Source organism: Luteimonas sp. Soil_C_16, from assembly GCF_057657295.1.
Genome location: NZ_JBDGIS010000001.1, coordinates 607,431 through 630,953, shown reverse-complemented (window position 1 = coordinate 630,953; position 23,523 = coordinate 607,431). Strand labels below are relative to the sequence as shown.

The window sequence follows — 23,523 nt, the reverse complement described above, 5'->3', positions numbered from 1 at the left end:
GCGCTCAGCCGCAGCGCGGACGCTTGCCTGCGGCCTGCGCCTGTTCGTAGGTCGGCACGAGGCTCGCGGCACGCGTCTGCAGTTCGCTGATGCGGTTCTCGGGATTGGGATGCGTCGACAGCCACTGCGGCGGACGGCTGCCGCCGCTGGCCGCGATCATGTTCTGCCACAGGCCGACCGCCGCGCGCGGATCAAACCCGGCCTTGGCCATCAGGTCCTGACCGACGACATCGGCCTCGGTTTCCTGCGTGCGCGTACCGGGCAGCAGGAAGGTCGTCTGCAGCGCGGCGCCGCCGAGCTGGTTCGCCGACTGCTGCGCGCCTTCGCCGTAGCGCGAGCCCAGCAGTGCACCCGCCACGCCGAGCGCGCCCTGCGCGCCCATCTGGCGGGTGATGCGTTCGTCGTGATGGTTCGCGTAGACGTGGCCGATCTCGTGCGCGATCACGGCGGCCAGCTGGTCCTGGTTCTGCGCGACCTTGAGGATGCCGGTGTGCACGCCGACCTTGCCGCCGGGCAGTGCGAACGCATTCGGGTTGTCGTCCACGAAGACCACCGACTCCCAGTTGAGCTGCTGCCAGTTGGCCGGCAGTTCGCGGACGATGTCGGTGACGATGCAGCGCACGTATGCCTGTTGCTTCGCATCGGTCGAGGCGCGCATCTGGGACTTGGTCTCGGCGAAGGCCTGCTCGCCCATCTGGTTGAGCTGGGCCTGCGAGACCGCGCCGACGTACTGGGTACGGCCGGTCGGGGACGTGGTGGTCGCGCAGCCGGCCAGCAACACAGCCGCAGCGAGCGCCGCGATGGGCGTTTTCATGGACGAGACTCCCCTGTTCAAGAACCCGTGTTGTAAAACGGCACGGATTAACGCGCCGTCAACCGCGGCCTCCATACGGAGGCGCACGGTGCGGCGGATCACGACGGTTCAGACGTCGAGATTGGCGACCTTGAGCGCGTTGTCGTCGATGAATGCGCGGCGCGGCTCGACGACGTCGCCCATCAGCGTGCTGAAGATCTCGTCCGCGGCAACCGCGTCTTCGATCCGCACCTGCAGCAGGCGGCGGGTTTCCGGGTTCACCGTGGTGTCCCAGAGCTGTTCGGGATTCATTTCACCCAGGCCCTTGAAGCGCTGGATCTGACGGCCGCGCTTGGCCTCCTCGAGCAACCAGGCCTGCGCTTCGGCGAAGGACTTCACCGGCTGGGCGCGGTTGCCGCGGACGATCTGCGCGCCGTCGCGGATCAGGCCATGCAGTTCGCGCGCCGCCTCGCCGATGGTGCGGAGCTCGCCGCTCTCCAGCGTGGCCAGCGGCACCAGCTGGGTGACGTCGAGGCCCATGTGCTGGCGGTCGATGGTCAGCACGGCGCCGCGTGCCTCGGTGGCCGGCTGCACCGCGAACTTGAAGCGCGGACGTCCCAGCCCCTTCTGGTTCAGACGCGCCTCGAGCGCACGCAATGCGGTGTCGATTTCGGCATCGGTGCCGGACGCGATCGGCGCGACGTCGAGCAGCAGCTCCATGACAGCCGGATCGTAGCGGTGCGCGTTGCGGGCGATCGTCTCCTTGGCGGCGGCGAAGATCAGCAGCAGCTTCTCCAGCGCGGCGCCTTCGATCGCGGGTTCGCCCGCGGCCGGCGTCAGCGCGGCGCCTTCGACGGCATTGCCGGCGAGGTAGACGTCGAGCGCGGCATCGTCCTTGAGGTAGAGCTCGTTCTTGCCCTGCTTGATCTTGTACAGCGGCGGCAGGCCGATGTAGACGTAGCCGCGCTCGATCAGCTCCGGCATCTGCCGGTAGAAGAACGTCAGCAGCAGCGTGCGGATGTGCGATCCGTCCACGTCGGCGTCGGTCATGATGATGATGCGGTGGTAGCGCAGCTTGTCCGGGTTGTATTCGTCCTTGCCGATGCCGGTCCCGAGCGCGGTGATCAGCGTGCCGACCTCGGCGCTGGCGAGCATGCGGTCGAAGCGGGCGCGCTCCACATTCAGGATCTTGCCGCGCAGCGGCAACACCGCCTGGTTCTTGCGGTTGCGGCCCTGCTTGGCCGAGCCGCCGGCCGAGTCACCCTCGACGATGAACAGTTCCGACAGCGCCGGGTCCTTCTCCTGGCAGTCGGCCAGCTTGCCCGGCAGGCCGGCGATGTCGAGTGCGCCCTTGCGGCGCGTCAGGTCACGCGCCTTGCGCGCAGCCTCGCGGGCACGGGCGGCGTCGACGATCTTGCCGGCGATCGCGCGGGCTTCGTTCGGATTCTCGTCCAGGAATTCCTGCAGCCGCTGGCCGAAGGCGCTCTCGACCACCGGGCGGACCTCGGAAGACACAAGCTTTTCCTTGGTCTGCGAGGAGAAGCTCGGGTCGGGCACCTTGACCGACAGCACCGCGATCATGCCTTCGCGCATGTCGTCGCCCGACAGCGCCACCTTGGCCTGCTTGGCGATGCCGTTGCGCTCGATGTAGTTGGTCAGCGTGCGCGTCAGCGCGGCGCGGAAGCCGATCAGATGGGTGCCGCCATCCTTCTGCGGGATGTTGTTGGTGAAGCAGAACATCGTTTCCTGGTACGCGTCGGTCCACTGCAGGGCGACGTCGACCGTGATGCCGTTCTGTTCGCCGGTCACCGAGATCACGTTCGGGTGCAGCGGCGTCTTGAGCTGGGCCAGGTGTTCGACGAACGAGCGGATGCCGCCTTCGTACTCGAACAGGTCGCGGCGGCCGTCGCCACGCAGGTCGACGAGGTTGATCTTGACGCCGGAATTCAGGAACGACAGCTCGCGCAGGCGGCGGGCCAGGATGTCGTAGTGGAAGGTGACGTCGGAGAACGTCGCCACGGCCGGCCAGAAGCGCAGCAGCGTGCCGCGCTTGGTCGACGGCTCGCCGCGTTCGACCGGCGACACCGCTTCGCCCATCGCGTATTCCTGGTGGTGGTGGAAGCCGTCGCGCCAGATGTCGAGGGTGAGCTTCTCGCTCAGCGCGTTGACCACCGAAACACCGACGCCGTGCAGGCCGCCCGAAACCTTGTAGCTGTTGTCGTCGAACTTACCGCCGGCATGCAGCTGGGTCATGATGACCTCGGCCGCCGAGATGCCTTCTTCCTTGTGGATGTCGACCGGAATGCCGCGGCCGTTGTCGGACACCGACACCGAGCCGTCTTCGTGGATGGTCACCACGATATCGTCGGCGTGGCCGGCCAGCGCTTCGTCGATCGAGTTGTCGACGACTTCGAAGACCATGTGATGCAGACCGGTGCCGTCGTGCACGTCGCCGATGTACATACCGGGACGCTTGCGCACGGCCTCGAGGCCACGCAGGACGGTGATTCGGCTGGAATCGTAATCGGAGTTGGCGGGGGCGCCGCTGGAGATCGTCTCGTCGCTCATTCGGTTCGCTGTCTGGCCGGGAGCGCGGCGTCCGTGCGCGGCGTCCGGAGCACCGGTCGCACGCGGCAGGAATGGGCCGCAAGGGCGGAATTATAGCAGTTTGGACCAGGCCCTCCGGCGCGTGTTCCACGTGGAACAACATGTCGACTGGGAGTTCGAACCGGCTTCAGGATGTTCCACGTGGAACATGAGCGCATTGGTTGGCGCGCTCGGTCAGGCCGTCAGCCCTGGCTGACCACGCCATGTTCCACGTGGAACGTCGTGGCCTCCGTCAATACTGCCTCTGGCCAGTGGTCGGGGCGTTCGGTCCCGGTGATCAGCACCTGCGCGCCCGCATCCCGCAGATACGCCAGCACCTGCCGTTGGTGATGGCGATCCAGTTCGGAGGCCAGGTCGTCCAGCGCGATCACCGGCCAGCGCCCTTCGAAGCGATCCGCGCAATCCCGGGCCTGCGCGAGCAGGCAGCACAGCGCGGATTGCTTGGCCTGACCGCGCGACAGCAGCGACTGTTCCGGCCGGTCCTCGAATCGGATCCGCCAGTCGGCGCGGTGCGGCCCCACGCTGGTATGGCCGGCCGCGCGGTCGCGATCGCGGGCCACGACGAGCGCGTCGGCCAGCGACAGATCCTGGCGGCGCCAGCCGGGCAGAAACACCAGTTCCGGTGCGCCCAGCGCGGGTGCGATCTCGGCGGCCACCGCATGTACCGCGATCTGCAGCCGTTGCAGATAGGCCTCGCGCCGGGTATCGAGCGGCAAGGCGGCGTCGGCGAGCTCGTGATCCCAGGCATCGAGCTGCGAGCCACCGGCGCCGGACTTCAGCAACGCGTTGCGCTGCCGCAGTGCGCGCGCGTACCGGCGCCATTGCTGGAGGAAGTCCTGTTCCACGTGGAACAGCCCCCAGTCCAGGAACCGGCGCCGAACCTCGCTGCTGCCGGAGATCAGGGCGTGACTGCCGGGTTCGAATGTCACCACCATCAACGCGGCACACAGGTCCCCGAGCTGCGCGACGTCCTCGCCATCCAGGCGGCCGCTCCAGTCCTGACCGGTGTGGCGCAACCCGGCGCGGCGGATGCGGTCCGGCTGCGCAGGATCCTCGCGCCATTCGGCGTAAAGCTCGACCGCCTCGCGTCCGCGCTGCACCAGGCCGTCGCGCACCCGCCCGCGAAAGCTGCGTCCGTAGGCCATCAGATGCAGCCCCTCCAGCACACTGGTCTTGCCCGCGCCGTTGTCGCCCAGCAGCAGATTCAAGCCGGGGCCCGGCCGCAGCGAGGTCGGCTGCAGATTGCGTAAATTGTGGAGGTCGAGGCGGGTGATCTGCACGGAAGTCCTGCAAGTGGCATCCCGGCGCCTGCCGCCGTAAAGCAGCGATCGGGCCAGAACGGAAGACGCCCGGCAAGCCGGGCGTCGTGTTCCACGTGAAACATGTGTGGGCGACGGGCGCCCAGTCTACCGATGGCGTCAGAGACGCAGCGGCATTACCACGTGACGGCTGCGCTCGTCGGTCGCCTCGCGCACCAGCGCGGACGAATTCGCATCGCGGAGCTTGAGGATCACCTGCTCGCCGCGCAGCGCGGTCAGGGCGTCCAACAAGTAATTCACGTTGAAGCCCACCGCCAGATCGTCGACCTTGGTGTCGGCCTCGACTTCCTCGTGTGCTTCTTCCTGCTCCGGGTTGTGCGCGTTGATGCGCACCGTGCCCGGGGAGACTTCCAGCCGCACGCCGCGGTACTTCTCGTTCGACAGGATCGCCACGCGCTGCAGCGCGGCGCGCAGCAGTTCGCGGTCGATCGTGACTTCGCGGTCCGCGCCGATCGGAATCACGGCCTCGTAATCCGGGAAGCGGCCGTCGATCAGCTTGCTGGTGAAGGTCACATCGTCGCGCTTGACCCGCAGGTGGTTGCGGCCGAGTTCCAGCTCCAGCGTCTTGTCGCCGCCCTCGAGCAGGCGCTGCAGTTCGGTCACGCCCTTGCGCGGCAGGATGATCTGGCGCTTGGTCTGGACCGCGGTGTCCAGCGTCGTCTCGCACAGCGCGAGGCGGTGGCCGTCGGTGGCGACGCAGCGCAGGCGGGTATCGCCCAGATCGAACAGCAGGCCGTTGAGGTAGTAGCGGACGTCCTGCTGCGCCATCGCGAACGCGGTGCGCTCGATGAGCTCCTTGAGCGCCGCTTCCGGGACCGCGATGCGGTCGGTGGCTTCGACCTCGTCCACGGACGGGAAATCGCCCGCCGGCAGGCTCGACAGCGTGAAGCGGCTGCGGCCGGCCTGCACCGTGATCTTCTCGCCGGACTGCGAGATGACGACCTTGCTGCCGTCGGGCAGCGCCCGAACGATGTCGAACAGCTTGCGGGCCGGAATCGTGGTCTCGCCGTCCTGGGCATCGTCGACCGCACGACGCGACACCATCTCGACTTCGAGATCGGTACCGGTCAACGACAGCTGACCGCCCTGGACCTGGACCAGCAGGTTGGCCAGCACGGGCAGGGTCTGGCGGCGCTCGACGACGTTGACGACCTGGGCCAGCGGCTTGAGCAGTGTTTCGCGTTGGAGACTGAAACGCATGTCGGTGTTATCCCCTTGTCCCGTGCTTTTATAAAAAGGATATAAATCTAAAAATGGTGGTGCTGGGTAAGGCCGAAATCAGTTGGTATCTACTGCAAGCCGCTGAATCGATTACGTTTTTCCGACCTTCAAACCCGGTGGACAGTGCAGTGTGGAGAGGTGGATCAAGCTGTGGACAACTTTCGACCCCTCAAGTTGTCCACAGGCTCTCCACCTCCGGTCCCCGTGTTGTGCAGGGCCCGGCGATGCACAGCTTACTCGCTGAGTTTACGGATCAGCTTGTCCCAGTCCTCGCGGAGTTTGCCGTCGCTTTCGATCAGCGTGCGGATCTGCCGGCAGGCGTGCAGCACGGTGGTGTGGTCGCGGCCCGCGAAGGCCTCGCCGATTTCCGGCAGGCTGTGCTCGGTGAGCTCCTTGGACAGCGCCATCGCCACCTGACGCGGACGCGCCAGTGAGCGCGTGCGGCGCTTGGACAGCAGGTCCTTGATCTGCAGGCCGTAGTAGTCGGCCACGACCTTCTGGATGTTGGACATGCTGATCGCCTGCTGCTGGGCGCGCAGCAGGTCGCGCAGCGTCTCCTGGGCGAACTCGACGGTGATCGCCCGGCCCATGAAGTTCGCACGCGCGGCCAGCGTATTGAGCGCGCCCTCGAGGTCGCGCACGTTGGAGTGCATCTTCTTGGCCAGCAGGAACGCCACGTCGTCGGGCACCTGGGTGCCGCGCTCGGCGGCCTTGGCCAGCACGATTGCCGCGCGGGTCTCGAAATCGGGCGGATCGATCGCCACCGACAGGCCCCAGGCCAGGCGCGACTTGAGCCGCGGCTCAAGGCCTTCCACCTCACGCGGATAGCGGTCGCAGGTCATGATGATCTGCTGCTTGCTGTCGAACAGCGTGTTGAAGGTGTGGAAGAACTCTTCCTGGGTGCGGTCCTTGCCGGCGAAGAACTGGATGTCGTCGATCAGCAGCGCGTCGATCTGGCGGAACTGGCGCTTGAACTGGTCCGAGGTCTTTTCCTGGATCGAGCGGAAGAACGCGCTGTAGAACTCCTCCGAACGCAGATACAGCACGCGCGCACGGGGATTGGCCTGACGCATCGCATTGCCGGCGGCGAACATCAGATGGGTCTTGCCCAGGCCCGTGCCGCCGTAGAGCAGCAGCGGGTTGTGGGCACGGTCGCCCGGCTTGAGCGCGGCCTGCCAGGCGGCGGCGCGGCCCATCTGGTTGCTGCGGCCCTCGACGAAGTTGTCGAAGGTGTAATGACTGTCCATGTTGCCGGCGAAGGCTTCGATCGGCGCCGCGGGCTGGGCGCGTGCATCGCCTCCCGACAGCGTGGTCGCCGACGGCGGCGCCACCGCACGCGGCAGCGAGCCGACCTGCAGGCTCACGTCCTCGACGCCGGCGAAATGCGCCAGCAGCTCGCGGATACGCGGCATGTAGCGCGCCTGCACTTCGTCGCGGACGAAGGCATTGGGCGCGTAGAGCACGGTCGAGCGGTCGTCGGCGTGGGCCTGCAGCGGCTTGAGCCAGGTGTGGACATCCTCGACCGGAAACTCGGCTTCGAGGCGTTGAAGGCAGCGGGGCCAGGCATCCATCATGCGGCGGAATTCGACAAAGCGGGCGCCGCCACGCAGGTGCGCGGCAAGGTCGCCGGGGAAGGGCAGGCAGACTATCATGTCGCCACCCGCGGCCAGTCCCCGCGCGGCCTCCGCAGACCCGACGCGCGCACCGGCTTGACCGGTCCGGCACCGGGCCGCTAGAATTTCCGGTTCTATTCGTCACGTTGCCCGAAGGGCTCGACCATGGCTACCAAGCGCACCTATCAGCCCAGCAACCTCAAGCGCAAGCGCGACCACGGTTTCCGTGCCCGCATGGCGACGGCCGACGGCCGCAAGATCCTCGCGCGTCGTCGCGCGAAGGGCCGCAAGGTCCTCTCGGCCTAAAGCCCTCCGGGTCGGTGAGTCGCGTCTCCGCACTCCCGACCCGTTCTGCAGCGCAGCTTCCATGACCGCCGGTGTCCGCTATCCGCGGCACGTGCGTGTGCGCGCGCGCGCCGATTTCGATCGAATCTTCGCCAGTGCGACGCGGACCGCGTCGCCGATGCTGGCCGTCCATCTGTTGCTCGAAGAAGGCCCGGCGCGTCTGGGCCTGGCGGTGTCGCGCAAGGTCGACAAGCGCGCCGTCGGTCGCAACCGGATCAAGCGCGTGCTGCGCGATGCCTTCCGCCTGATGCAGCCCCAGCTGGCGCCGGGCAGCTATGTCGTCGTGGCCCGTCCGGCCGCGGCGCAGGCCGACAATCCCGCATTGCGCGCCGCCTTCCTCAATGTGTTGCGGCGCGCCCGCGCGTTGCCGCCGTCATCTGCGGCCGGCACAATGCCCGCCTCCCCGATTCCATCCACGCCGGTGTCTTCCGGCGCATGAGCCTGCCTGCCTGATGAACCAGATCCGTACTTTCCTCGTCCTCGCCTGGCTGATGGTGGCCGTGTTGTTGTGGATGGAGTGGGGCAAGGAAAAGACCGCAGCCGCGACCCAGCCGCAGACCAGCGCCGCCCAGGCGTCGCCGTCGGTCACCGTGCCGGGCGCCGCTGCCGGCAGTGCCGCCGTGCCGACCGCGCCTGCCGATGCTGCGCCGGTGCCGCCGGCCCCGGGCGCTGCGCCGGTCTCCGCCGCCGCCGCGCCGGCTGCGCGCCAGGTCGTCGCCCAGACCGACGTGCTGCGGGTGGTGCTCGACGCCGGCAACGTGATCGAAGCCGATCTGCTGGCCTATCCGCAGACGCGCGAGGACGGCGCGCTGCCGGTGCGGATGTTCGACACCGATCCGCTGCATTACTACGCCGCGCAGACCGGCTGGGTCAGCAGCAGCAATGCCGCGCCGAGCCACGAGGGCCAGTTCGTGCCCGAAGGCACCGCGACGTCGGCCGTGCTCGCGCAGGGCGAGAACACCGTCATCGTGCCGTTCGTGTGGACCGGCGCCGACGGCGTGACGATCCGCCGCAGCTTCGTGCTGACCCGCGGCGACTACGCGATCGAAGTCCGCGACGAAATCGTCAACACCGGTACGACCGCGTGGCAGGGCTTTCCGTACCGCCAGCTGATCCGCACCGCACCGGCGGTCAAGCGCGGCATGACCAATCCCGAGTCCTACAGCCTGACCGGCGCGACCTGGTTCGGCAGCGACATCGGCTACAGCCGCCGCCAGCTGGGTGACTTCGAGAGCGACGGTCCGCTCAACGCGAAGGACAGCCAGATCTGGATCGCGATGGTCCAGCACCACTTCTTCAGTGCGTGGATCCCGCGTCCCGACGACACCGGCACGATCTCGATGCAGATCGATCGAAGCACCGGTGCGCCGCGGTACCTGATCCGCGAATTCGGTGCGCCGATCGCCGTGCCCGCCGGCCAGCAGGCCTCGACCACCGCGCGTCTGTGGGTGGGTCCCAAGCAGGTCGATCTGATCCAGGCACAGGGCGTGCGCGGTCTCGATCGCGTCGTCGATTACAGCCGCTTCTCGATCTTCGCGATGCTCGGCGAAGGCCTGTTCTGGGTGCTGGCCAAGCTGCACGGCCTGATCGGCAACTGGGGCTGGTCGATCATCGGCCTGGTGCTGCTGGTGAAGCTGGCGCTGTATCCGCTGTCGGTCGCGCAGTACAAGTCGATGGCGAAGATGCGCAAGTTCCAGCCGCGCATCGCCCAGCTCAAGGAGCGCTACGGCGACGACAAGCAGAAGTTCCAGCAGGCGATGATGGAGCTCTACAAGAAGGAGAAGATCAACCCGATCGGCGGCTGTCTGCCCGTGCTGCTGCAGATGCCGGTGTTCTTCGCCCTGTACTGGGTGCTGCTCGAGTCGGTGGAACTGCGCCACACGCCGTGGATGCTGTGGATCCAGGATCTGACCGCGCGCGATCCGTACTTCATCCTGCCGGTGCTCAACATCGCGATCATGTGGGCGACGCAGAAGCTCACGCCGATGGTCGGCATGGATCCGATGCAGCAGAAGATCATGCAGTTCATGCCGCTGGTGTTCGGCGCGATCATGATCTTCTTCCCGTCCGGTCTGGTGCTGTACTGGGTCACCAACGGCGGCCTCGGCCTGCTGCAGCAGTGGTGGATGATCCGCCGCTACAGCGAGGCGCCGGCGAAGGCCTGACGGCCGCGCCGATTCGATCTCCACGAGCCCGCCGCATGGCGGGCTCGTGCGTTGAGGAGCAATGACATGACGACACCCACCGAGACCATCGCCGCGATCGCCACTGCGCCCGGCGCCGGCGGCGTCGGCATCGTGCGCCTGTCGGGTCCGGCGTCGCTGTCGATCGCGCGCACGATCTGCGGACGCGCCCTGCGCGCGCGCCATGCGCATCACGTGCGTTTCCTGGACGCCGATGGCGCCGTGCTCGACGACGGCCTCGCGCTCGTATTCCCCGGCCCGGCCAGCTACACGGGCGAGGATGTCGTCGAGCTGCAGGCGCACGGCAGCCCGGTCGTGCTACAGCAGTTGCTGGCGCGCTGTCGCAGCCTCGGCGCGCGGCTCGCGCGGCCTGGCGAGTTCAGCGAGCGCGCCTTCCTCAACGGCCGCCTCGATCTGGCGCAGGCCGAAGCCGTCGCCGATCTGATCGCCGCCGGCGACGCACGCGCCGCCCGCGCCGCCCGCCGCGCACTCGACGGCGTGTTCTCCGATCGCTGCGACGCGCTCGCCGCCGAGTTGCTGCATCTGCGCGTCTACGTCGAAGCGATGATCGATTTTTCCGACGAGCCGATCGACACGCTCGGTGGCGACGAGGTCGCGCGCCGCATCGATGCACTTGCCGTGTCGCTGTCGCAACTGCTGGCCGAGGCCGAACAGGGCCGGCGTCTGCGCGACGGCCTGCATGCGGTGATCGTCGGTCCGCCCAATGCCGGCAAGAGTTCGCTGCTCAATGCGCTGGCCGGCGTGGACCGCGCGATCGTCACCGACATCGCCGGCACCACGCGCGATCTGCTGCACGAGACGCTGCGCATCGGCGGCGTCGAGCTCACCCTGGTCGATACCGCGGGGCTGCGTAGCGAGGGTGATGCGATCGAGCGCGAAGGCATGCGCCGCGCGCGCGCCGAACTGCAGCGCGCCGATCTCGCGCTGGTGGTGCTCGATGCACGCGACCCGGAGGCGGGGTGGGCGTCGGTGGACGACGCCATCGCCGGCGTCGCCGACCGCATCGTCGTGCACAACAAGACCGACCTGCTCGCCGACGCCGCGTCGATCGCGCGCGATGCCGTGCACGTCTCCGCGCGCACCGGCGCCGGGCTCGACACGTTGCGCGACGCGCTGTACTCGCGGCTCGGCGGCGACACGCGCGCAGGCGAAGGCGCGTTCACCGCGCGGCAGCGGCATGTCGATGCATTGCGCGATGCGGCCGATGCGGTCGACGACGCGCGCGGCACCCTGGCGGCGCAGCATCTCGAACTGGCCGCCGAATCGTTGCGCGTCGCGCACGATGCGGTCGGCGCGATCACCGGGCGGATCCTGCCCGACGATCTGCTCGGGCACATCTTCTCGAGTTTCTGCATCGGCAAGTAGCCCGCGGCCCGGGCACCGAATAGGCGCCATCGACGGCGATCGGGACGCCAAGATTCGTGATCGCGTCGACAGCCTGCGTGCCCGGCGAACGCGCAAGCATTGACAAATCGTCTCCGCTGACGCGTTCTACGCACTCTTGCGGACATGCATCCTTGGGGAAAGATGATGGTCTCGAAGATTCCGACGACCCGTCGCGCGTCCCGCGCGCGGCTGGCCGCCGCCGTGGGTCTGGCCTGTGTACTCGCCGCCTGCGGGCGCAGCGACGAGGCCGAAGCGCCTGTCGCCGCCGCGCCGGGCGCGGTCACCGCGCAGGCCAGCCAGCAGGCCGCCGCGCGTCAGCAGGCCGCCGACGACGCGATCGCCGGGCTGTCGGTCGACGAGCTGCGCAGCGCAGGCGCGGCCGCCTACCAGGAAAGCCGGCTGTACGCGCCGGCCGGCGAAAACGCGATGGAGTACTACCTCGCATTGCGCGAGAAGCAGGCCGGTGACGCCGCGGCCTCCAGCGCGCTGATCGACCTGCTGCCGATGAGCGTCATCGCCACGGAGCAGAGCCGCGACCGCGGCGACTATGCCGAAGCGCGTCGTCTGCTGGGCCTGATCGAACGCGCCGACAGCAAGCACCCTGCGCTCGAGCGCCTGCGCGCGAGCATCGCCACGTCCGAGGAACAGGCCGCGGCCCGCGTCGAGCAGCAGAAGCTGACCGCCGAACAGGAAGCCCAGCGCGCGCAGACCCTGGAGCGCGAGCGCGCGGCGCAGCAGCAGCAGCAACAGGCGGCCGCCGCGCAGCAGCTGGCGCAGCAGCAGAGCGCGACCGACCAGGCGGCGCGCGAAGAAGCCGCCCGCCAGGCTGCCGCCCGCGAAGAGGCCGCCCGCCCGCAGCCGGCCCGCCCCGAACCCGCGCCGCAGGAGAGCCCTGCGCCCGCCCCCGCGACACCCGCACCGGCCGCCGCGCCCGCGCAGCTGCGGCCGCTGAGCACGCCCGCGCCGCGCTATCCCGCCGACGCCCTGCGCGCCGGCACGAGCGGCGAAGTCATGGTCGAGTTCACCGTCGGCGTCGACGGTTCGGTCAGCAACGCCCGCGTGGTTCGCGCCGATCCGCCGCGCACGTTCGATCGCGAGGCCTTGGCGGCCGTGCGGCGCTGGCGTTTCGAGCCGGTGCCGGCGCCGGTGACAACGCGGCGGACGATCGGGTTCTCGCCGACGGCGAATTGATTCGGGGTCTTGCTTCTTCTGCTTGGCTCAAGCTCTTGCTTTCCGCTTCTGCATCTTCATGAGCGATACGTGCCGATGCTGATTGCAGACCCGTAGGGCGCCGCACAGGACGTGCGGCGTTTTCCGACCGAGGCAGGATGCCGAGTCGGAAAATCCCTGTGCACACGAAGCCGCGGGCTGTGGACGTGTCGGGGAGACGTTCTTCTTTGGTTCCGTTTCTTCGACTCGCATCTTCGATGCCCGCCCCTTTGGGGCTAGCTGCGCTACGCGCGTGGGCCTCAGCCAAAAGAAATGAACTCGGCCGCGTTAGCGGACGAAAGCATTTGATCTACGCCTTCGCGTTTGCCGGGGGAGAGGCAACATCAAACGCTTCCACTCGCCTTGCGGCGAGCGGGTTCATTTCTTTTGCTGGCCCAAAAGAAACGGAACCAAAAAAAAGGGCCAGCCCCGACGAAGCTCACCCGGCGTGTCACCTGTTCCGGGATTTTCCGACTCGCCATCCTGGCTCGGTCGAAAAACGCCGCACATCCATGTGCGGCGCCCTCCGGGTTTGCACCATCGTCAACGCGTCACGAAGAGCAAAGCGGCGAGACGCGACAACTCGAATACCGAATAAGAAAAGCCCGGCCGAAGCCGGGCTTTTGGTTTACCTAAGTGCGAAGTGAATCAGCTAGAAACTGCCAGCTTCTCCTGCCCGTAGCGCCACACCGCCAGCATCCACAGCGCTGCAGCCAACGCCAGGCTCGCGCCCAGATACACACCCCAGACTTCCGGTGCGATCGGCTCGGCACGGATGATCTTCAGCAGCAGCTGGTTCTGCGCGAGGAACGGCACCGCGAACTGCCACAGCTCGGTCTTGATCGGATTGATCATCAGCACGAAGCTCGGAACCATCGGCAGCAGCATCAGCCAGACGATGTGGCTCTGGGCTTCCTTCATGCTCTTGGCGGTCGCGGCGAGGAAGGTCAGCAGCGAGGTGCCGACGAACAGCATCGGCAGCAGCACCAGCAGCATCTTGCCGATCGCCATGAAGCTCACGTCGAGCAGCCTGGCCGACCCGCCGCCCATCTGCGCACTGACCTTGAAGGCGAGCATCGTCAGGATCAACGAGGCCATGCCGATCAGGCAGGCGGCGGCGATCTTGCCGCTGACGATCGCACCGCGGGACGCCGGCGTGGCCAGCAGCGGTTCCAGCGACTGGCGTTCGCGTTCGCCGGCGGTCGCGTCGAGGATCAGGTAGGAGCCGCCGATGAAGCTCGACAGGATCAGCAGGTACGGCAGCAGCACCGCCAGCAGGATGCCGCGCTTGGCTTCCTCGGTCGCCGTGTCGCGCGTGCCGACTGCGACCGGCTGTACCACGCCCGGATCGATGCCGCGGGCGAGCAGGCGCAGGGCGCCGACCTGCTGGCCGTAGGCGGCGATCGCGGTCCGCACGCGACGCGTCGGCGTCTCGGCGTTGCGACGCGTGCTGTCGCTGATGATTTCGACCGTGGCCGGGCGGCCGGCATGCCAGTCTTCGGCGAAGCTCGCCGGAATCTCGATCGCCACGTCGATATCCTGGCCGGCGATCGCCGCATCGAGATCCGCCGGTGCATCGACGGCCTGGATGCCGAGCGTCGCCAGATGCGCGACGAGATTGGGCGCGTGCTCGGCGCCGATCACCGGCACCTCCAGCACGCGGTCCATCTCGGTCTTCATGCGCTTCTCGGCCATGAAGTTCATGCCCAGCATCAGCAGCGGATACATCAACGGGCCGAGCAGCAGCGCCATGAACAACGTGCGCCGGTCGCGCGCGATGTCGAGCAGCTCCTTGCGCACCACGCACCACATCCATTTCAGGTTGCTCATGCCAGCAGGCCCTCCTCGGAACCGATCGCACTGACGAACGCGTCTTCCAGGTTCGACTTGCCGAAGCGTTCGCGCAGTTCGTCGGCGGTGCCGTCGGCGACGACGCGGCCCTTGGCGACGATGACGATGCGGTCACACAGCGCGGCGACCTCCTGCATGATGTGGCTGGAGAAGATCACGCAGCGGCCGTCGTCGCGCAGCTTGAACAGGAACTCGCGCATCGCGCGCGTGGTCATCACGTCCAGGCCGTTGGTCGGTTCGTCGAGGATCACGTTGCGCGGGTCGTGCACCAGCGCGCGCGCGATCGCGGTCTTGGTGCGCTGGCCCTGGCTGAAGCCTTCGGTCTGGCGGTCGAGAATCTCGCCCATGTCGAGCTGCTCGCTGAGCACGCGCGTGCGCTCCAGGATCTCCGCCTTCGACAGGCCGTGCAGTTCGCCGAAGTAGCGGATGTTCTCGCGCGCGGTCAGGCGCTTGTAGACGCCGCGCGCATCGGGCAGCACGCCGAGCACGCGACGCACGGCGGCCGGGTCCTGCGCGGCGTCGATGCCGTCGACCAGCACGCGGCCGCTGTCGGGCTTCATCAACGTGTAGAGCATGCGCAGCGTCGTGGTCTTGCCGGCGCCGTTGGGGCCGAGCAGGCCGGTGATGCGGCCGTCTTCGGCGACGAAGTCGACGCCGTCGACGGCCTTGACCGTGCCGGTCTTGGTCTTGAACGCCTTGTGCAGTTGCTGGGCCGTGATCATCGGCGGAGCTCCGGAAGAAAGAGGGACGTCGGCAGGCGCGGCGCGGTCACGGCGACCACCCGTTGAAGCTGGTGAACGGTGGCACCGGACGCATCGCATCCAGGCACGTCGCGTCGAGCGCCTTCGCATCGGTGGATTCGATGAACTGCGCGAGCAGCTTGGGCGCGCAGCCGAGCGCGAACGTGCCGTGGCCCTGGCCCTTGAACACCAGATGGCGACCGTTGGGCAGACCGGCCAGCACGCGGTCGGCGTAGGCGGCCGGCGTCACCGGATCGAGCTCGCCCGACATCAGCAGCGCGGGCACCTCGGACTGCAGCGCCGCGGTGTGGTTCGCAGGCGGCGCGCCGGTGGGCCAGGTGCGGCAGGCGCCGAAGAACATGCGCGCCACGCCCGGACCGAGGATGGTGTCGGCGACGCGGCCGTCCTCGCGATACCGGCCCGCGTCTTCGGCGCAGATCACCGACCACTGCATGCCGCGCGTCATCTGTCCGCCGACGTTGCTGTACATGAGTTGCGACAGCGACATCAGCGGGCCGTAGCGGCCCTGCGCGGCTTCGTCGAGGATCAGCGGCAGCAGCGACGCGGTCTGCGGCGCGTACGAAAACAGGAACGCCAGACCGGTCACCGTATCGGGCGTGACCACGCCGTCGCGCTGCGCACCGGTGGTCGGATCGCGATAGGTCACCGGCGCCGGCGTTTTCTGCAATGTCGACAGCACGCCGCGCAGTTGTGCCTGCAGATCGGTCGGAAAGCGTTCGCGGCAAGCGGCGTCCTGCGCGCACTGCTTCGATTGCAGCGACAGCGCATCCTCGAAGGTGTGTGCGAATTCGCCGCCGACGACCAGATCGTTCGGCGCCACGCCGTCGAGCACGATGCTGCGCGTGTGCTGCGGAAACGCCATCGCGTATTGCTGCGCGACGCGCGTGCCGTAGGAGCCGCCGACCAGGTTCACCTGTTCGGCGCCGAGCGCGGCGCGCACGGTGTCGAGATCGCGGATCGCATTGGCCGTGGTGTAGAAGCGCGGATCGGCGCGGCCTTCCAGACCGGCCAAGCAGCGGCCAACGTAAGCGTCGAGCGCGGCGTCGTCGGGCGCGGTCAGCGCGTCGAGTTCCATCGCCTCGCCATCGGCATCGGTGCAGGTCAGCGGGTTGGACTTGCCGGTGCCGCGCTGGTCGACCAGCACGATGTCGCGCTGGCGGCGCACTTCACGCAGGCCGGCGTTGATCTGCGCAGCCAGTTCGGTCGCCGCCTGTCCGGGGCCGCCGGCGAGAAAGAACACCGGATCGGCGGTGCCGCCGTCGTTCGAATCCGCCGGCAGCCACGCGATGTTGAGCCCGATCTTGCGGCCTTCGGGTGCTTCGGGGTTCTCCGGCACGTCGAACGTCGCGCATTGCGCCTCGACGCGCGTGGCGGCGTTGCCGCCGTCGAGCGTGCAGGCCTGGAACGGAATCTGGCCGAACATGCGCGCCGGTCGTGCGCCGTCGCCGTCGGCCGGCGCCGGTGCACCGCCGCTGCAGCCGGCGAGCGTCGCGCTCGCGGCCAGCGCCAGCAGGGAAAGCCTCGTTGCTCTCATGGAACGTCCTCGAACAGGAAAATGGATTCGATGGGCTCGGCGAACTCGCGTGCGATCCGGAATGCCAGCGGCAGGCTGGGGTCGTACTTCCCGGTTTCGATCGCGTTGATCGTCTGTCTCGAGACATCCAGACGTTCGCCGAGCTGTGCTTGTGACCAGCCGCAGGCCTCGCGCAGTTCGCGCACCCGGCTCTTCATCCGCGCGCACTCACCGGTAGCGCCGCGCGATGACGGCCTTGGCGATGCCGTAGGTGCCGCACAGCAGCGGAAACACCCACAGCATCGCCGCGCTCGCGGGCACGTCGATGACACGCGCCGCCTGCAGGAACCCGGCGGTCATGTACGCGAACGCGACCAGTGCGGCGGCGATGCAGACCGCTTCGAACTCGATGCGCTGCTGCAGTTCGTCGACGCCGCGGACGAAGTGCACCATCGCCCGCAGCACCAGCGCGATCGGCGCGACTGGCAGCAGCGCGATCAGCGCCCGCAACGCCGCCGCCTCGACACTGCGCAACAGCAGCAGGGAGACGAACAGCAGCACGGTGTAGGCGCCCATGCCGATGAGCACATCGCGGGTGTAGCGGCGGCGCAGCGCCGGAGGCGCGTCGTCGCAGGCGGTCGCGCGCCGCGACAGCGACACGACGCCGATGCCTACTGCCGACAGCAGGATCAGGACGCTCGCCCATTCCGGCGCAGTCGGTACCAGCAGCCGCAGGGCGACCGCCGCAGCCAGCAGCAGGACGGCGACGGCGCGCAGGGGAAAACGGGCGGACGGTGCGTCCATGGCGGGACCGTGTGTCAAGTGGGCTTGACACGGAGCATGCGCGGCGCGAATTGCGGTGTCAAGCGTGCTTGACAGTTTGCACCATCGGGTCAGCTCGCGACAGCCCCGGCGTCGCGGGCCTGCGCCAGCGCTGCGAGGCGCTCCTCGAACACGCGCCGGCTGGCGGCGTCCGGCAGGCGGTCCGCGAGTGCGTACGCCTGGTGCAGATGCGCCGCGAGCGCATCTGCATCGCCGTCCAGGGCCGCGAGTTCGGCATCGATCCATGCGCGATACGGCGACAGGTCCATCAGCCCGCCTTCGCAACGTGCGCGCCAGGCGGCGAGCAAGGCGCGGTCGCCGACCAGCAGCGCCGCATGGCTGGCGAGCGTGACGGCGATGGCGGGCTGGAACACCGCCGGCGCCTTCGGAAAGGCGGCGGCCAACGCCTCGGCTTCCTCGCGCGCAGCATCGGCATCGCGGCAATCGGACGCGTGCGACAGCCGCAACAGGCGCGCCGTCAGCTGCAGGCCGTCGCTGGCGACGCCGGCGTCCACGACGGGGATCGACGTGGCCGGCCAGTCGCGCGGCCGCACGTCGGCCAGGCTCAGCGCCATCAACTGGTTGATCTGCAGCTGCAGCGCGGCATCGGGCGTGCGACGCGCGAGATCGAGCAGGCCGCGGCCATCGGAGCGCCAGCCCTCCCGGTGCAGCGGCACCAGATTGCCCAGGCCCATGCACGCGGCGCCGAGCGCCACGCCCAGACCCGCGGCCATCCACCAGGTCGACATCGGCACCCAGGCCACCAGGGCCAGACACAGCGCCGCCGTGAGCAGGTTGGCCAGCGGCCCGCCCAGCAGGAAGACCGTCTGGTCGAGGCGCGACAGGCCCCGTTCGCCGCGGGGCAGCAAGGCGGCGAATCCGCCGATGCCGCGCACGCCGCCGCCGTAACGCCAGCGCCAGCGGTCGTCGCTGCCGCGCTCGATCCGGAGCGGCCCGACCCCGAACGCGATCGCATGCATGCCGCGCGACAGGCCTGCGAGCGCATGCCCCGCTTCGTGCAGCACGATGTGCGGCCACAGCGAGAGGAAGAAGCCGACCAGCAACGCGAGCCCCGTGCCGCGCGGCAGCCCGTCCAGCGCCGGCAGGCCGAGCTTCGCGAGGCCCACGCCGAACAGACCGCCGGCGACAAATAGCGCCATCGGCCGCAGCGCGCGCCGCCACAGCGCACGTTTCGCCGCCGGCGCTTCGGGCGCGGGCGGCATCAGGGAGGCGAACGGGGCGTGCGGCGGCGGGGCGCTGTCGGGCGTCGTCATCCGCGGCGGGTCATTTGCTGCTGACGTACTTCTCGCGACGGATCAGCGGCACCGGCAGGCCGAAGCCCTTCAGCGCCTCGAACGTCGCGTCGACCATGTTCGGATTGCCGCACAGGTAGGCGATGTCGCCCTCGCCCGGGGCGAACTCCTCGAGGAACTGCTGCACGTAGCCGTGGCGCACGTCGGCATGCGGCGCGTCCGGCAGTTCGCGCGAAAAGCACGGCACGAAACGGAAGTTCGGATGCCGGTCGGCGAACGCGCGGAAATCGTCGCCGTAGAGCAGTTCGGCCGGCGTGCGCGCGCCCATCAGCAGCACCACCTCGACGCCGCGCTCGGCAATCGCCTTCTCCAGCAGCGGCAGCATCGCGCGATACGGCGTGACGCCGGTGCCTGTGCCGACCAGCAGATAGCGGCGGTTGGTGTCCTGCGGCATCAGGCAGAAGCGCCCGAACGGCCCGCTGGCCTGCACCGTGCTGCCCAGATCCAGACCCTCGAACAGCGCCGTTGCCGCGCCGCCGGGCACGTAGCTCACGGCGACTTCGATCGCCTCGCCCGGGCCGATCGCGTGGTCGTGGATCGTCGCCAGCGAATACGAGCGCTTGGTCGGCGTGCCGTCGGCGTACTCGAAATGGATCTGGATGAACTGCCCGGGGATGAAGTCCAGCGGCTGGCCGTCGTCGCGGACGAAGGACAGGTGGGCAACGGTCGGCGCGACCATGCGCCGCGAGACGAGCTTGATGGGGAACTGCGTGATGGCCACTGCGGGGATTTGTCCGTGATTCGACGAGCGTCCGGCGCGGTCCGCGGCCGGTGGGCTCCATGCGCCTATGGTAGCGGGTCGCCGCGGCGCGCCCGGTGCAGACGCCGCAATGCCGTGTTGCGCAGCTGCACGGCCCCACGCATGCAACGCGCCGTTGCGGCCGGGTCCGTCGGGGCGTCCCTATACTACGGACCCCGCCGCGCCGTCCGCGGCACGAGCGATGGACCATGTCCCCGAATTCCCACGCCGACGCCGCCCTCTCGGTGCGCGATCTGCGCAAGACCTATGACGGCGGTGTCGAGGCGCTCAAGGGCATCTCCCTCGACGTCGCGCCCGGCGATTTCTTCGCCCTGCTCGGCCCCAATGGCGCGGGCAAGTCGACGCTGATCGGCATCATCTCCTCGCTGGTCAACAAGACCTCGGGCGACGTGCGCCTGTTCGGCACCGATCTGCATGCCGACCGCGATGCGGCGATGCGCCTGATCGGGCTGGTGCCGCAGGAACTGAACTTCAATTTCTTCGAAAAGCCCTTCGACATCCTCGTCAACTACGCGGGCTTCTACGGCATCCCGCGCGCCGAGGCGATGGTGCGCGCCGAAGAGGAACTCAAGCGCGCCCAGCTGTGGGACAAGGCGACGACGATGTCGCGCACATTGTCGGGCGGCATGAAGCGTCGCCTGATGATCGCCCGCGCGATGATGACGCGCCCGCGGCTGCTGATCCTCGACGAACCCACCGCCGGCGTCGACATCGAGATCCGCCGCGGCATGTGGCAGACGCTCAAGGAGATCAACGCCGCCGGCACCACGATCATCCTGACCACGCATTACCTCGAGGAAGCCGAGAGCCTGTGCCGGAACCTGGCGATCATCGATCGCGGCATCATCGTCGAGCAGGGTCCGATGCGCGTGCTGCTGTCCAAGCTCGACGTCGAGGGTTTCATCTTCGACATCGACGGCACGCTGCCCGCCACGCTGCCGCCGATCGAAGGCACCACCCTGGTCGCGACCGATGACCACACGTTGGATCTCGACATGCCGCGCGCGATGGATCTCAACCGCGTGTTCGCCACGCTCGATGGCGCCGGCATCCGCGTCCGCTCGATGCGCACCAAGTTTAACCGGCTCGAGGAACTGTTCGTGCGCATGACCGGCCCCAATGCCGCCTCGCAGCAGGAGAAGACGGCATGAGCACGAAGAGCACCGACGTCGCCGCCATCGAAGGCACCGCGCAGCGCCACTGGGTCGCGCTGTACACGATCGCCCGCCGCGAGATCGTCCGCATCCTGCGCATCTGGGGCCAGACCCTCGTGCCGCCCGCGATCACGATGACGCTGTACTTCCTGATCTTCGGCGGCCTGATCGGTGCGCGCGTCGGCGAGATGGACGGCATCCGCTACATGGATTTCATCGTGCCGGGCCTGGTGATGATGAGCGTGATCCAGAACAGCTACGGCAACATCTCGTCGAGTTTCTTCGGCGCGAAGTTCGGCCGCCATGTCGAGGAACTGCTGGTCAGCCCGATGCCGAGCTGGGTGATCCTGGGCGGCTACGTGATCGGCGCGGTCGCGCGCGGTCTCGCCGTCGGCGTCATCGTGCTGTGCATCGCGATGCTGTTCACCACCGTGCGTATTCCGCATCCGCTGGTGACCTTCGCCACCGTGCTGCTGGGCGCGACGATTTTCGCGCTGGCCGGGTTCGTCAACGCGGTCTACGCGAAGAAGTTCGACGACGTCGCCATCGTGCCGATCTTCATCCTGACCCCGCTGACGTACCTGGGCGGCGTGTTCTATTCGGTCTCGCTGCTGCCCGGCTGGGCCGAAACCGCGACGCATGCCAACCCGATCTTCTACATGGTCAACGCGTTCCGCTATGGCCTGCTCGGCGTCAGCGACGTGTCGCTGGGCGTGTCGTTCGCGCTGATGATCGGCTTCGTCATCGCACTCGGCGCGCTGGCGCTGTGGCTGCTCAAGCGCGGTATCGGCCTGCGCAGCTGAGGTCTACCTGCGCGCGGCGAGCGCCGCGCGCATCCCTGCACAAGGACTGGTCATGCGCATTCTCGTTCTCGGCGCCGGTGGCACCGGCGGTTACTTCGGCGGTCGCCTCGCGCAGGCCGGTGTCGACGTCACCTTCCTCGTGCGTCCCGCACGTGCGGCGCAGCTCGAACGCGACGGCCTGCGCATCCGCAGTGGCCTGGGCGATGCGCAGTTTCCGGTGGCGCACGTCACCGCGGATGTCTTGCCCGCGCTTGCTGCGGAGCGTCCGTTCAATGTGGTGCTGCTGAGCTGCAAGGCCTACGACCTCGACAGCTCGATCGACGCGATCGCGCCGGCCGTGACGTCGGACACCGCCGTGCTGCCGATCCTCAACGGCCTGCTGCACTACGCCGCGCTCGACGCACGCTTCGGCGCTGAACGCGTACTCGGCGGCCTGTGTTTCATCAGTGCGATGAAGGGCGAGGACGGCGAAGTCGTGCATCTGCCGTCGCCGCCCTCGATGACCTTCGGCGAGCGCGACGCGGCGCACAACGGCAGTGCACGCACGCGCGCGCTGGACGCACTGTGCGCGGGGGCATCCGGCTTCGATGCCGTGCGCAGCGACAGCTTCATGCAGGCCGCCTGGAACAAGTTCACCTTCCTCGCCGCACTCGCTGCGGCGACCTGCCTGATGCGCGCCAGCATCGGCCGCATCGTCGACACCGACGGCGGATCCGCGTTCCTGTCGGCGCTGCACGACGAATGCCTCGCGGTCGCCGCCGCGGACGGGCATGCGATTCCAGCCGAGGCCGCGCAGCAGGCGCGTGCGCTGCTGACGAAGGCCGGCTCGACGGTCACCGCCTCCATGTTGCGCGATCTCGAATCCGGCCAGGACGTCGAGGCGCTGCAGATCATCGGCGACCTGCGCGCGCGTGCGCATGCAGCCGGTCGCGCGGTACCGCATCTCGACGCGGCCTGGGTGCATCTGCAGGCCTACCGCTCGCGCCGCGCGACGCCGCAGACACCCTGACGGGACACCGCCTGGCCTTCGCAACGCGTTTGCTAGGCTCGCCGCTCCCCTGATGGAGATGGCCGCATGACGCTTCCCCGCACCCGACGTTTCGCCTGCCTGCTCGTGCCCGCGGTGTTCGGCCTCGCCGCCTGTGGCGCCGCGCCGCAGCCCGCGAGCGACGATGCAGCGCAGACCCAGCCGGTCGAGGACACGCAGACCCGGCCATCGGAAGCCGCGCAGGCGCAGATCGAATCGGGCACGCCGCCGGTCGATGCCCCGCTGACCGGCGATGCGGCGAGCACCATGCTGACCCAGATCGCCGGCATCGCCGGCGCGATGCACGCCGCCGCGAAGCTCTGCGATCCGAACGTCTCGGACGCGCAGCTCAATCAGGCCAAGGACCAGCTGCGCCAGGAGTTCACCAAGATGGGCGGCGACGTCGCCACGTTCGACGGCGAGTTCGCATCCGCGCACGAGAAGACCAACGCCCAGTTCACCCAGGCCACGCCGCCGCAGCAGAAGCAGATGTGCGACGAACTCGAAGCGATGGCCTCGCAGGCACCGCCGCCGCCGGCGGGTTGAGCCCCGCTGGCCGTCAAGCACCTCTCCCTCCGGGAGAGCGCCTGCCCCGGACCTGATCCGGGGTCGACGCGCAGAGCGCGTCGGGTGAGGGCGGGTAGAGAGGTCAATGCCTCCGTAGGATGGGTAGAGCGTCAGCGAAACCCATCAAACGTCGACGTCGGCAACGGATATACCGGAATCTGAAAGACCGTACGGATTGTGCAGCGATGGGTTTCGCTTCGCTCAACCCATCCTACGAGGCAGCGTTCCTGCCTCCGAGAGAGAGAGAGAGAGAGC

At 68.4% G+C, this 23,523-nt stretch carries 21 protein-coding genes; 9 read left to right on the top strand and 12 right to left on the bottom strand.

Annotation, left to right across the window (positions count from 1 at the left end):
- Positions 1 to 4: 4 nt before the first annotated feature.
- The 5 genes from AC3A5T_RS02795 to dnaA form a co-directional block, all read right to left on the bottom strand.
- Complete coding sequence (locus tag AC3A5T_RS02795) at positions 5 to 814, bottom strand: M48 family metallopeptidase (RefSeq protein WP_332078767.1); 810 nt, start codon at positions 812 to 814, stop codon at positions 5 to 7.
- A gap of 108 nt (positions 815 to 922) precedes the next feature.
- Positions 923 to 3,361, bottom strand: coding sequence for a DNA topoisomerase (ATP-hydrolyzing) subunit B (gene gyrB / locus AC3A5T_RS02790; RefSeq protein WP_487627260.1), 2,439 nt, complete (start codon positions 3,359 to 3,361; stop codon positions 923 to 925).
- A gap of 221 nt (positions 3,362 to 3,582) precedes the next feature.
- Positions 3,583 to 4,680, bottom strand: a complete 1,098-nt coding sequence (gene recF / locus AC3A5T_RS02785) for a DNA replication/repair protein RecF (RefSeq protein ID WP_487627259.1) — start codon at positions 4,678 to 4,680, stop codon at positions 3,583 to 3,585.
- Between the two features lie 138 nt (positions 4,681 to 4,818).
- Complete coding sequence (dnaN, locus tag AC3A5T_RS02780) at positions 4,819 to 5,919, bottom strand: DNA polymerase III subunit beta (protein ID WP_487627258.1); 1,101 nt, start codon at positions 5,917 to 5,919, stop codon at positions 4,819 to 4,821.
- A 254-nt stretch (positions 5,920 to 6,173) separates the two neighbouring features.
- Positions 6,174 to 7,511 carry a chromosomal replication initiator protein DnaA gene (dnaA, locus tag AC3A5T_RS02775; RefSeq protein ID WP_487627436.1) on the bottom strand — a complete coding sequence of 446 codons (1,338 nt, stop codon included), beginning with the start codon at positions 7,509 to 7,511 and terminating at the stop codon, positions 6,174 to 6,176.
- 207 nt (positions 7,512 to 7,718) lie between these two features.
- On the opposite strand from dnaA, the gene rpmH reads away from it, so the two are divergent.
- The 5 genes from rpmH (at position 7,719) to AC3A5T_RS02750 (ending at position 12,679) form a co-directional block, all read left to right on the top strand.
- Positions 7,719 to 7,859, top strand: a complete 141-nt coding sequence (rpmH, locus tag AC3A5T_RS02770) for a 50S ribosomal protein L34 (protein ID WP_047138036.1) — start codon at positions 7,719 to 7,721, stop codon at positions 7,857 to 7,859.
- 61 nt (positions 7,860 to 7,920) lie between these two features.
- Positions 7,921 to 8,337, top strand: coding sequence for a ribonuclease P protein component (rnpA, locus tag AC3A5T_RS02765; protein ID WP_487627257.1), 417 nt, complete (start codon positions 7,921 to 7,923; stop codon positions 8,335 to 8,337).
- A 13-nt stretch (positions 8,338 to 8,350) separates the two neighbouring features.
- A complete protein-coding gene (yidC, locus tag AC3A5T_RS02760; RefSeq protein WP_487627256.1) occupies positions 8,351 to 10,063 on the top strand; it encodes a membrane protein insertase YidC in 1,713 nt (570 codons plus the stop codon).
- A 66-nt stretch (positions 10,064 to 10,129) separates the two neighbouring features.
- Positions 10,130 to 11,467, top strand: a complete 1,338-nt coding sequence (mnmE, locus tag AC3A5T_RS02755) for a tRNA uridine-5-carboxymethylaminomethyl(34) synthesis GTPase MnmE (RefSeq protein ID WP_487627255.1) — start codon at positions 10,130 to 10,132, stop codon at positions 11,465 to 11,467.
- Between the two features lie 144 nt (positions 11,468 to 11,611).
- A complete protein-coding gene (locus AC3A5T_RS02750; RefSeq protein WP_487627254.1) occupies positions 11,612 to 12,679 on the top strand; it encodes an energy transducer TonB in 1,068 nt (355 codons plus the stop codon).
- Positions 12,680 to 13,345: 666 nt separating this feature from the next.
- Here AC3A5T_RS02750 and AC3A5T_RS02745 read toward each other — a convergent pair.
- From AC3A5T_RS02745 to AC3A5T_RS02715, 7 genes are all read right to left on the bottom strand, one after another.
- Positions 13,346 to 14,527, bottom strand: coding sequence for an ABC transporter permease (locus tag AC3A5T_RS02745; RefSeq protein ID WP_487627253.1), 1,182 nt, complete (start codon positions 14,525 to 14,527; stop codon positions 13,346 to 13,348).
- Positions 14,524 to 15,270, bottom strand: coding sequence for an ABC transporter ATP-binding protein (locus AC3A5T_RS02740; RefSeq protein ID WP_487627252.1), 747 nt, complete (start codon positions 15,268 to 15,270; stop codon positions 14,524 to 14,526). The genes AC3A5T_RS02745 and AC3A5T_RS02740 overlap by 4 nt, the downstream gene beginning before the upstream one ends.
- 46 nt (positions 15,271 to 15,316) lie before the next feature.
- Positions 15,317 to 16,843: an alpha/beta fold hydrolase gene (locus AC3A5T_RS02735; RefSeq protein ID WP_487627251.1), complete on the bottom strand. Its 1,527-nt coding sequence runs from the start codon at positions 16,841 to 16,843 to the stop codon at positions 15,317 to 15,319.
- Entirely contained in the window at positions 16,840 to 17,040 is a 201-nt protein-coding gene (locus AC3A5T_RS02730; protein ID WP_096296798.1) for a helix-turn-helix transcriptional regulator, read from the bottom strand. The genes AC3A5T_RS02735 and AC3A5T_RS02730 overlap by 4 nt, the downstream gene beginning before the upstream one ends.
- Before the next feature lie 10 nt (positions 17,041 to 17,050).
- Positions 17,051 to 17,626, bottom strand: a complete 576-nt coding sequence (locus tag AC3A5T_RS02725) for a hypothetical protein (protein WP_487627250.1) — start codon at positions 17,624 to 17,626, stop codon at positions 17,051 to 17,053.
- Between the two features lie 89 nt (positions 17,627 to 17,715).
- Positions 17,716 to 18,918, bottom strand: a complete 1,203-nt coding sequence (locus tag AC3A5T_RS02720) for a site-2 protease family protein (protein ID WP_487627249.1) — start codon at positions 18,916 to 18,918, stop codon at positions 17,716 to 17,718.
- Positions 18,919 to 18,928: 10 nt separating this feature from the next.
- A complete protein-coding gene (locus AC3A5T_RS02715; protein ID WP_487627435.1) occupies positions 18,929 to 19,636 on the bottom strand; it encodes a ferredoxin--NADP reductase in 708 nt (235 codons plus the stop codon).
- A gap of 269 nt (positions 19,637 to 19,905) precedes the next feature.
- Between AC3A5T_RS02715 and AC3A5T_RS02710 the strand changes: the two genes are divergently transcribed.
- From AC3A5T_RS02710 to AC3A5T_RS02695, 4 genes are all read left to right on the top strand, one after another.
- Entirely contained in the window at positions 19,906 to 20,868 is a 963-nt protein-coding gene (locus AC3A5T_RS02710) for an ABC transporter ATP-binding protein (RefSeq protein ID WP_487627248.1), read from the top strand.
- Positions 20,865 to 21,674, top strand: coding sequence for an ABC transporter permease (locus AC3A5T_RS02705; protein WP_332078781.1), 810 nt, complete (start codon positions 20,865 to 20,867; stop codon positions 21,672 to 21,674). The genes AC3A5T_RS02710 and AC3A5T_RS02705 overlap by 4 nt, the downstream gene beginning before the upstream one ends.
- A gap of 52 nt (positions 21,675 to 21,726) precedes the next feature.
- Complete coding sequence (gene panE / locus AC3A5T_RS02700; protein ID WP_487627247.1) at positions 21,727 to 22,683, top strand: 2-dehydropantoate 2-reductase; 957 nt, start codon at positions 21,727 to 21,729, stop codon at positions 22,681 to 22,683.
- Positions 22,684 to 22,749: 66 nt separating this feature from the next.
- Positions 22,750 to 23,247 carry a hypothetical protein gene (locus AC3A5T_RS02695; RefSeq protein ID WP_487627246.1) on the top strand — a complete coding sequence of 166 codons (498 nt, stop codon included), beginning with the start codon at positions 22,750 to 22,752 and terminating at the stop codon, positions 23,245 to 23,247.
- Positions 23,248 to 23,523 lie beyond the last annotated feature (276 nt).

Excerpts from the sequence above, each read along its gene's own strand:
- AC3A5T_RS02795 (WP_332078767.1), bottom strand. The coding sequence starts at position 814 with ATGAAAACGCCCATCGCGGCGCTCGCTGCGGCTGTGTTGCTGGCCGGC.
- gyrB (WP_487627260.1), bottom strand. The coding sequence starts at position 3,361 with ATGAGCGACGAGACGATCTCCAGCGGCGCCCCCGCCAACTCCGATTAC.
- dnaN (WP_487627258.1), bottom strand. The coding sequence starts at position 5,919 with ATGCGTTTCAGTCTCCAACGCGAAACACTGCTCAAGCCGCTGGCCCAG.
- dnaA (WP_487627436.1), bottom strand. The coding sequence starts at position 7,511 with ATGGATGCCTGGCCCCGCTGCCTTCAACGCCTCGAAGCCGAGTTTCCG.
- rpmH (WP_047138036.1), top strand. The coding sequence starts at position 7,719 with ATGGCTACCAAGCGCACCTATCAGCCCAGCAACCTCAAGCGCAAGCGC.
- rnpA (WP_487627257.1), top strand. The coding sequence starts at position 7,921 with ATGACCGCCGGTGTCCGCTATCCGCGGCACGTGCGTGTGCGCGCGCGC.
- yidC (WP_487627256.1), top strand. The coding sequence starts at position 8,351 with ATGAACCAGATCCGTACTTTCCTCGTCCTCGCCTGGCTGATGGTGGCC.
- mnmE (WP_487627255.1), top strand. The coding sequence starts at position 10,130 with ATGACGACACCCACCGAGACCATCGCCGCGATCGCCACTGCGCCCGGC.
- AC3A5T_RS02750 (WP_487627254.1), top strand. The coding sequence starts at position 11,612 with ATGCATCCTTGGGGAAAGATGATGGTCTCGAAGATTCCGACGACCCGT.
- AC3A5T_RS02745 (WP_487627253.1), bottom strand. The coding sequence starts at position 14,527 with ATGAGCAACCTGAAATGGATGTGGTGCGTGGTGCGCAAGGAGCTGCTC.
- AC3A5T_RS02740 (WP_487627252.1), bottom strand. The coding sequence starts at position 15,270 with ATGATCACGGCCCAGCAACTGCACAAGGCGTTCAAGACCAAGACCGGC.
- AC3A5T_RS02735 (WP_487627251.1), bottom strand. The coding sequence starts at position 16,843 with ATGAGAGCAACGAGGCTTTCCCTGCTGGCGCTGGCCGCGAGCGCGACG.
- AC3A5T_RS02730 (WP_096296798.1), bottom strand. The coding sequence starts at position 17,040 with ATGAAGAGCCGGGTGCGCGAACTGCGCGAGGCCTGCGGCTGGTCACAA.
- AC3A5T_RS02725 (WP_487627250.1), bottom strand. The coding sequence starts at position 17,626 with ATGGACGCACCGTCCGCCCGTTTTCCCCTGCGCGCCGTCGCCGTCCTG.
- AC3A5T_RS02720 (WP_487627249.1), bottom strand. The coding sequence starts at position 18,918 with ATGACGACGCCCGACAGCGCCCCGCCGCCGCACGCCCCGTTCGCCTCC.
- AC3A5T_RS02715 (WP_487627435.1), bottom strand. The coding sequence starts at position 19,636 with ATGGTCGCGCCGACCGTTGCCCACCTGTCCTTCGTCCGCGACGACGGC.
- AC3A5T_RS02710 (WP_487627248.1), top strand. The coding sequence starts at position 19,906 with ATGTCCCCGAATTCCCACGCCGACGCCGCCCTCTCGGTGCGCGATCTG.
- AC3A5T_RS02705 (WP_332078781.1), top strand. The coding sequence starts at position 20,865 with ATGAGCACGAAGAGCACCGACGTCGCCGCCATCGAAGGCACCGCGCAG.
- panE (WP_487627247.1), top strand. The coding sequence starts at position 21,727 with ATGCGCATTCTCGTTCTCGGCGCCGGTGGCACCGGCGGTTACTTCGGC.
- AC3A5T_RS02695 (WP_487627246.1), top strand. The coding sequence starts at position 22,750 with ATGACGCTTCCCCGCACCCGACGTTTCGCCTGCCTGCTCGTGCCCGCG.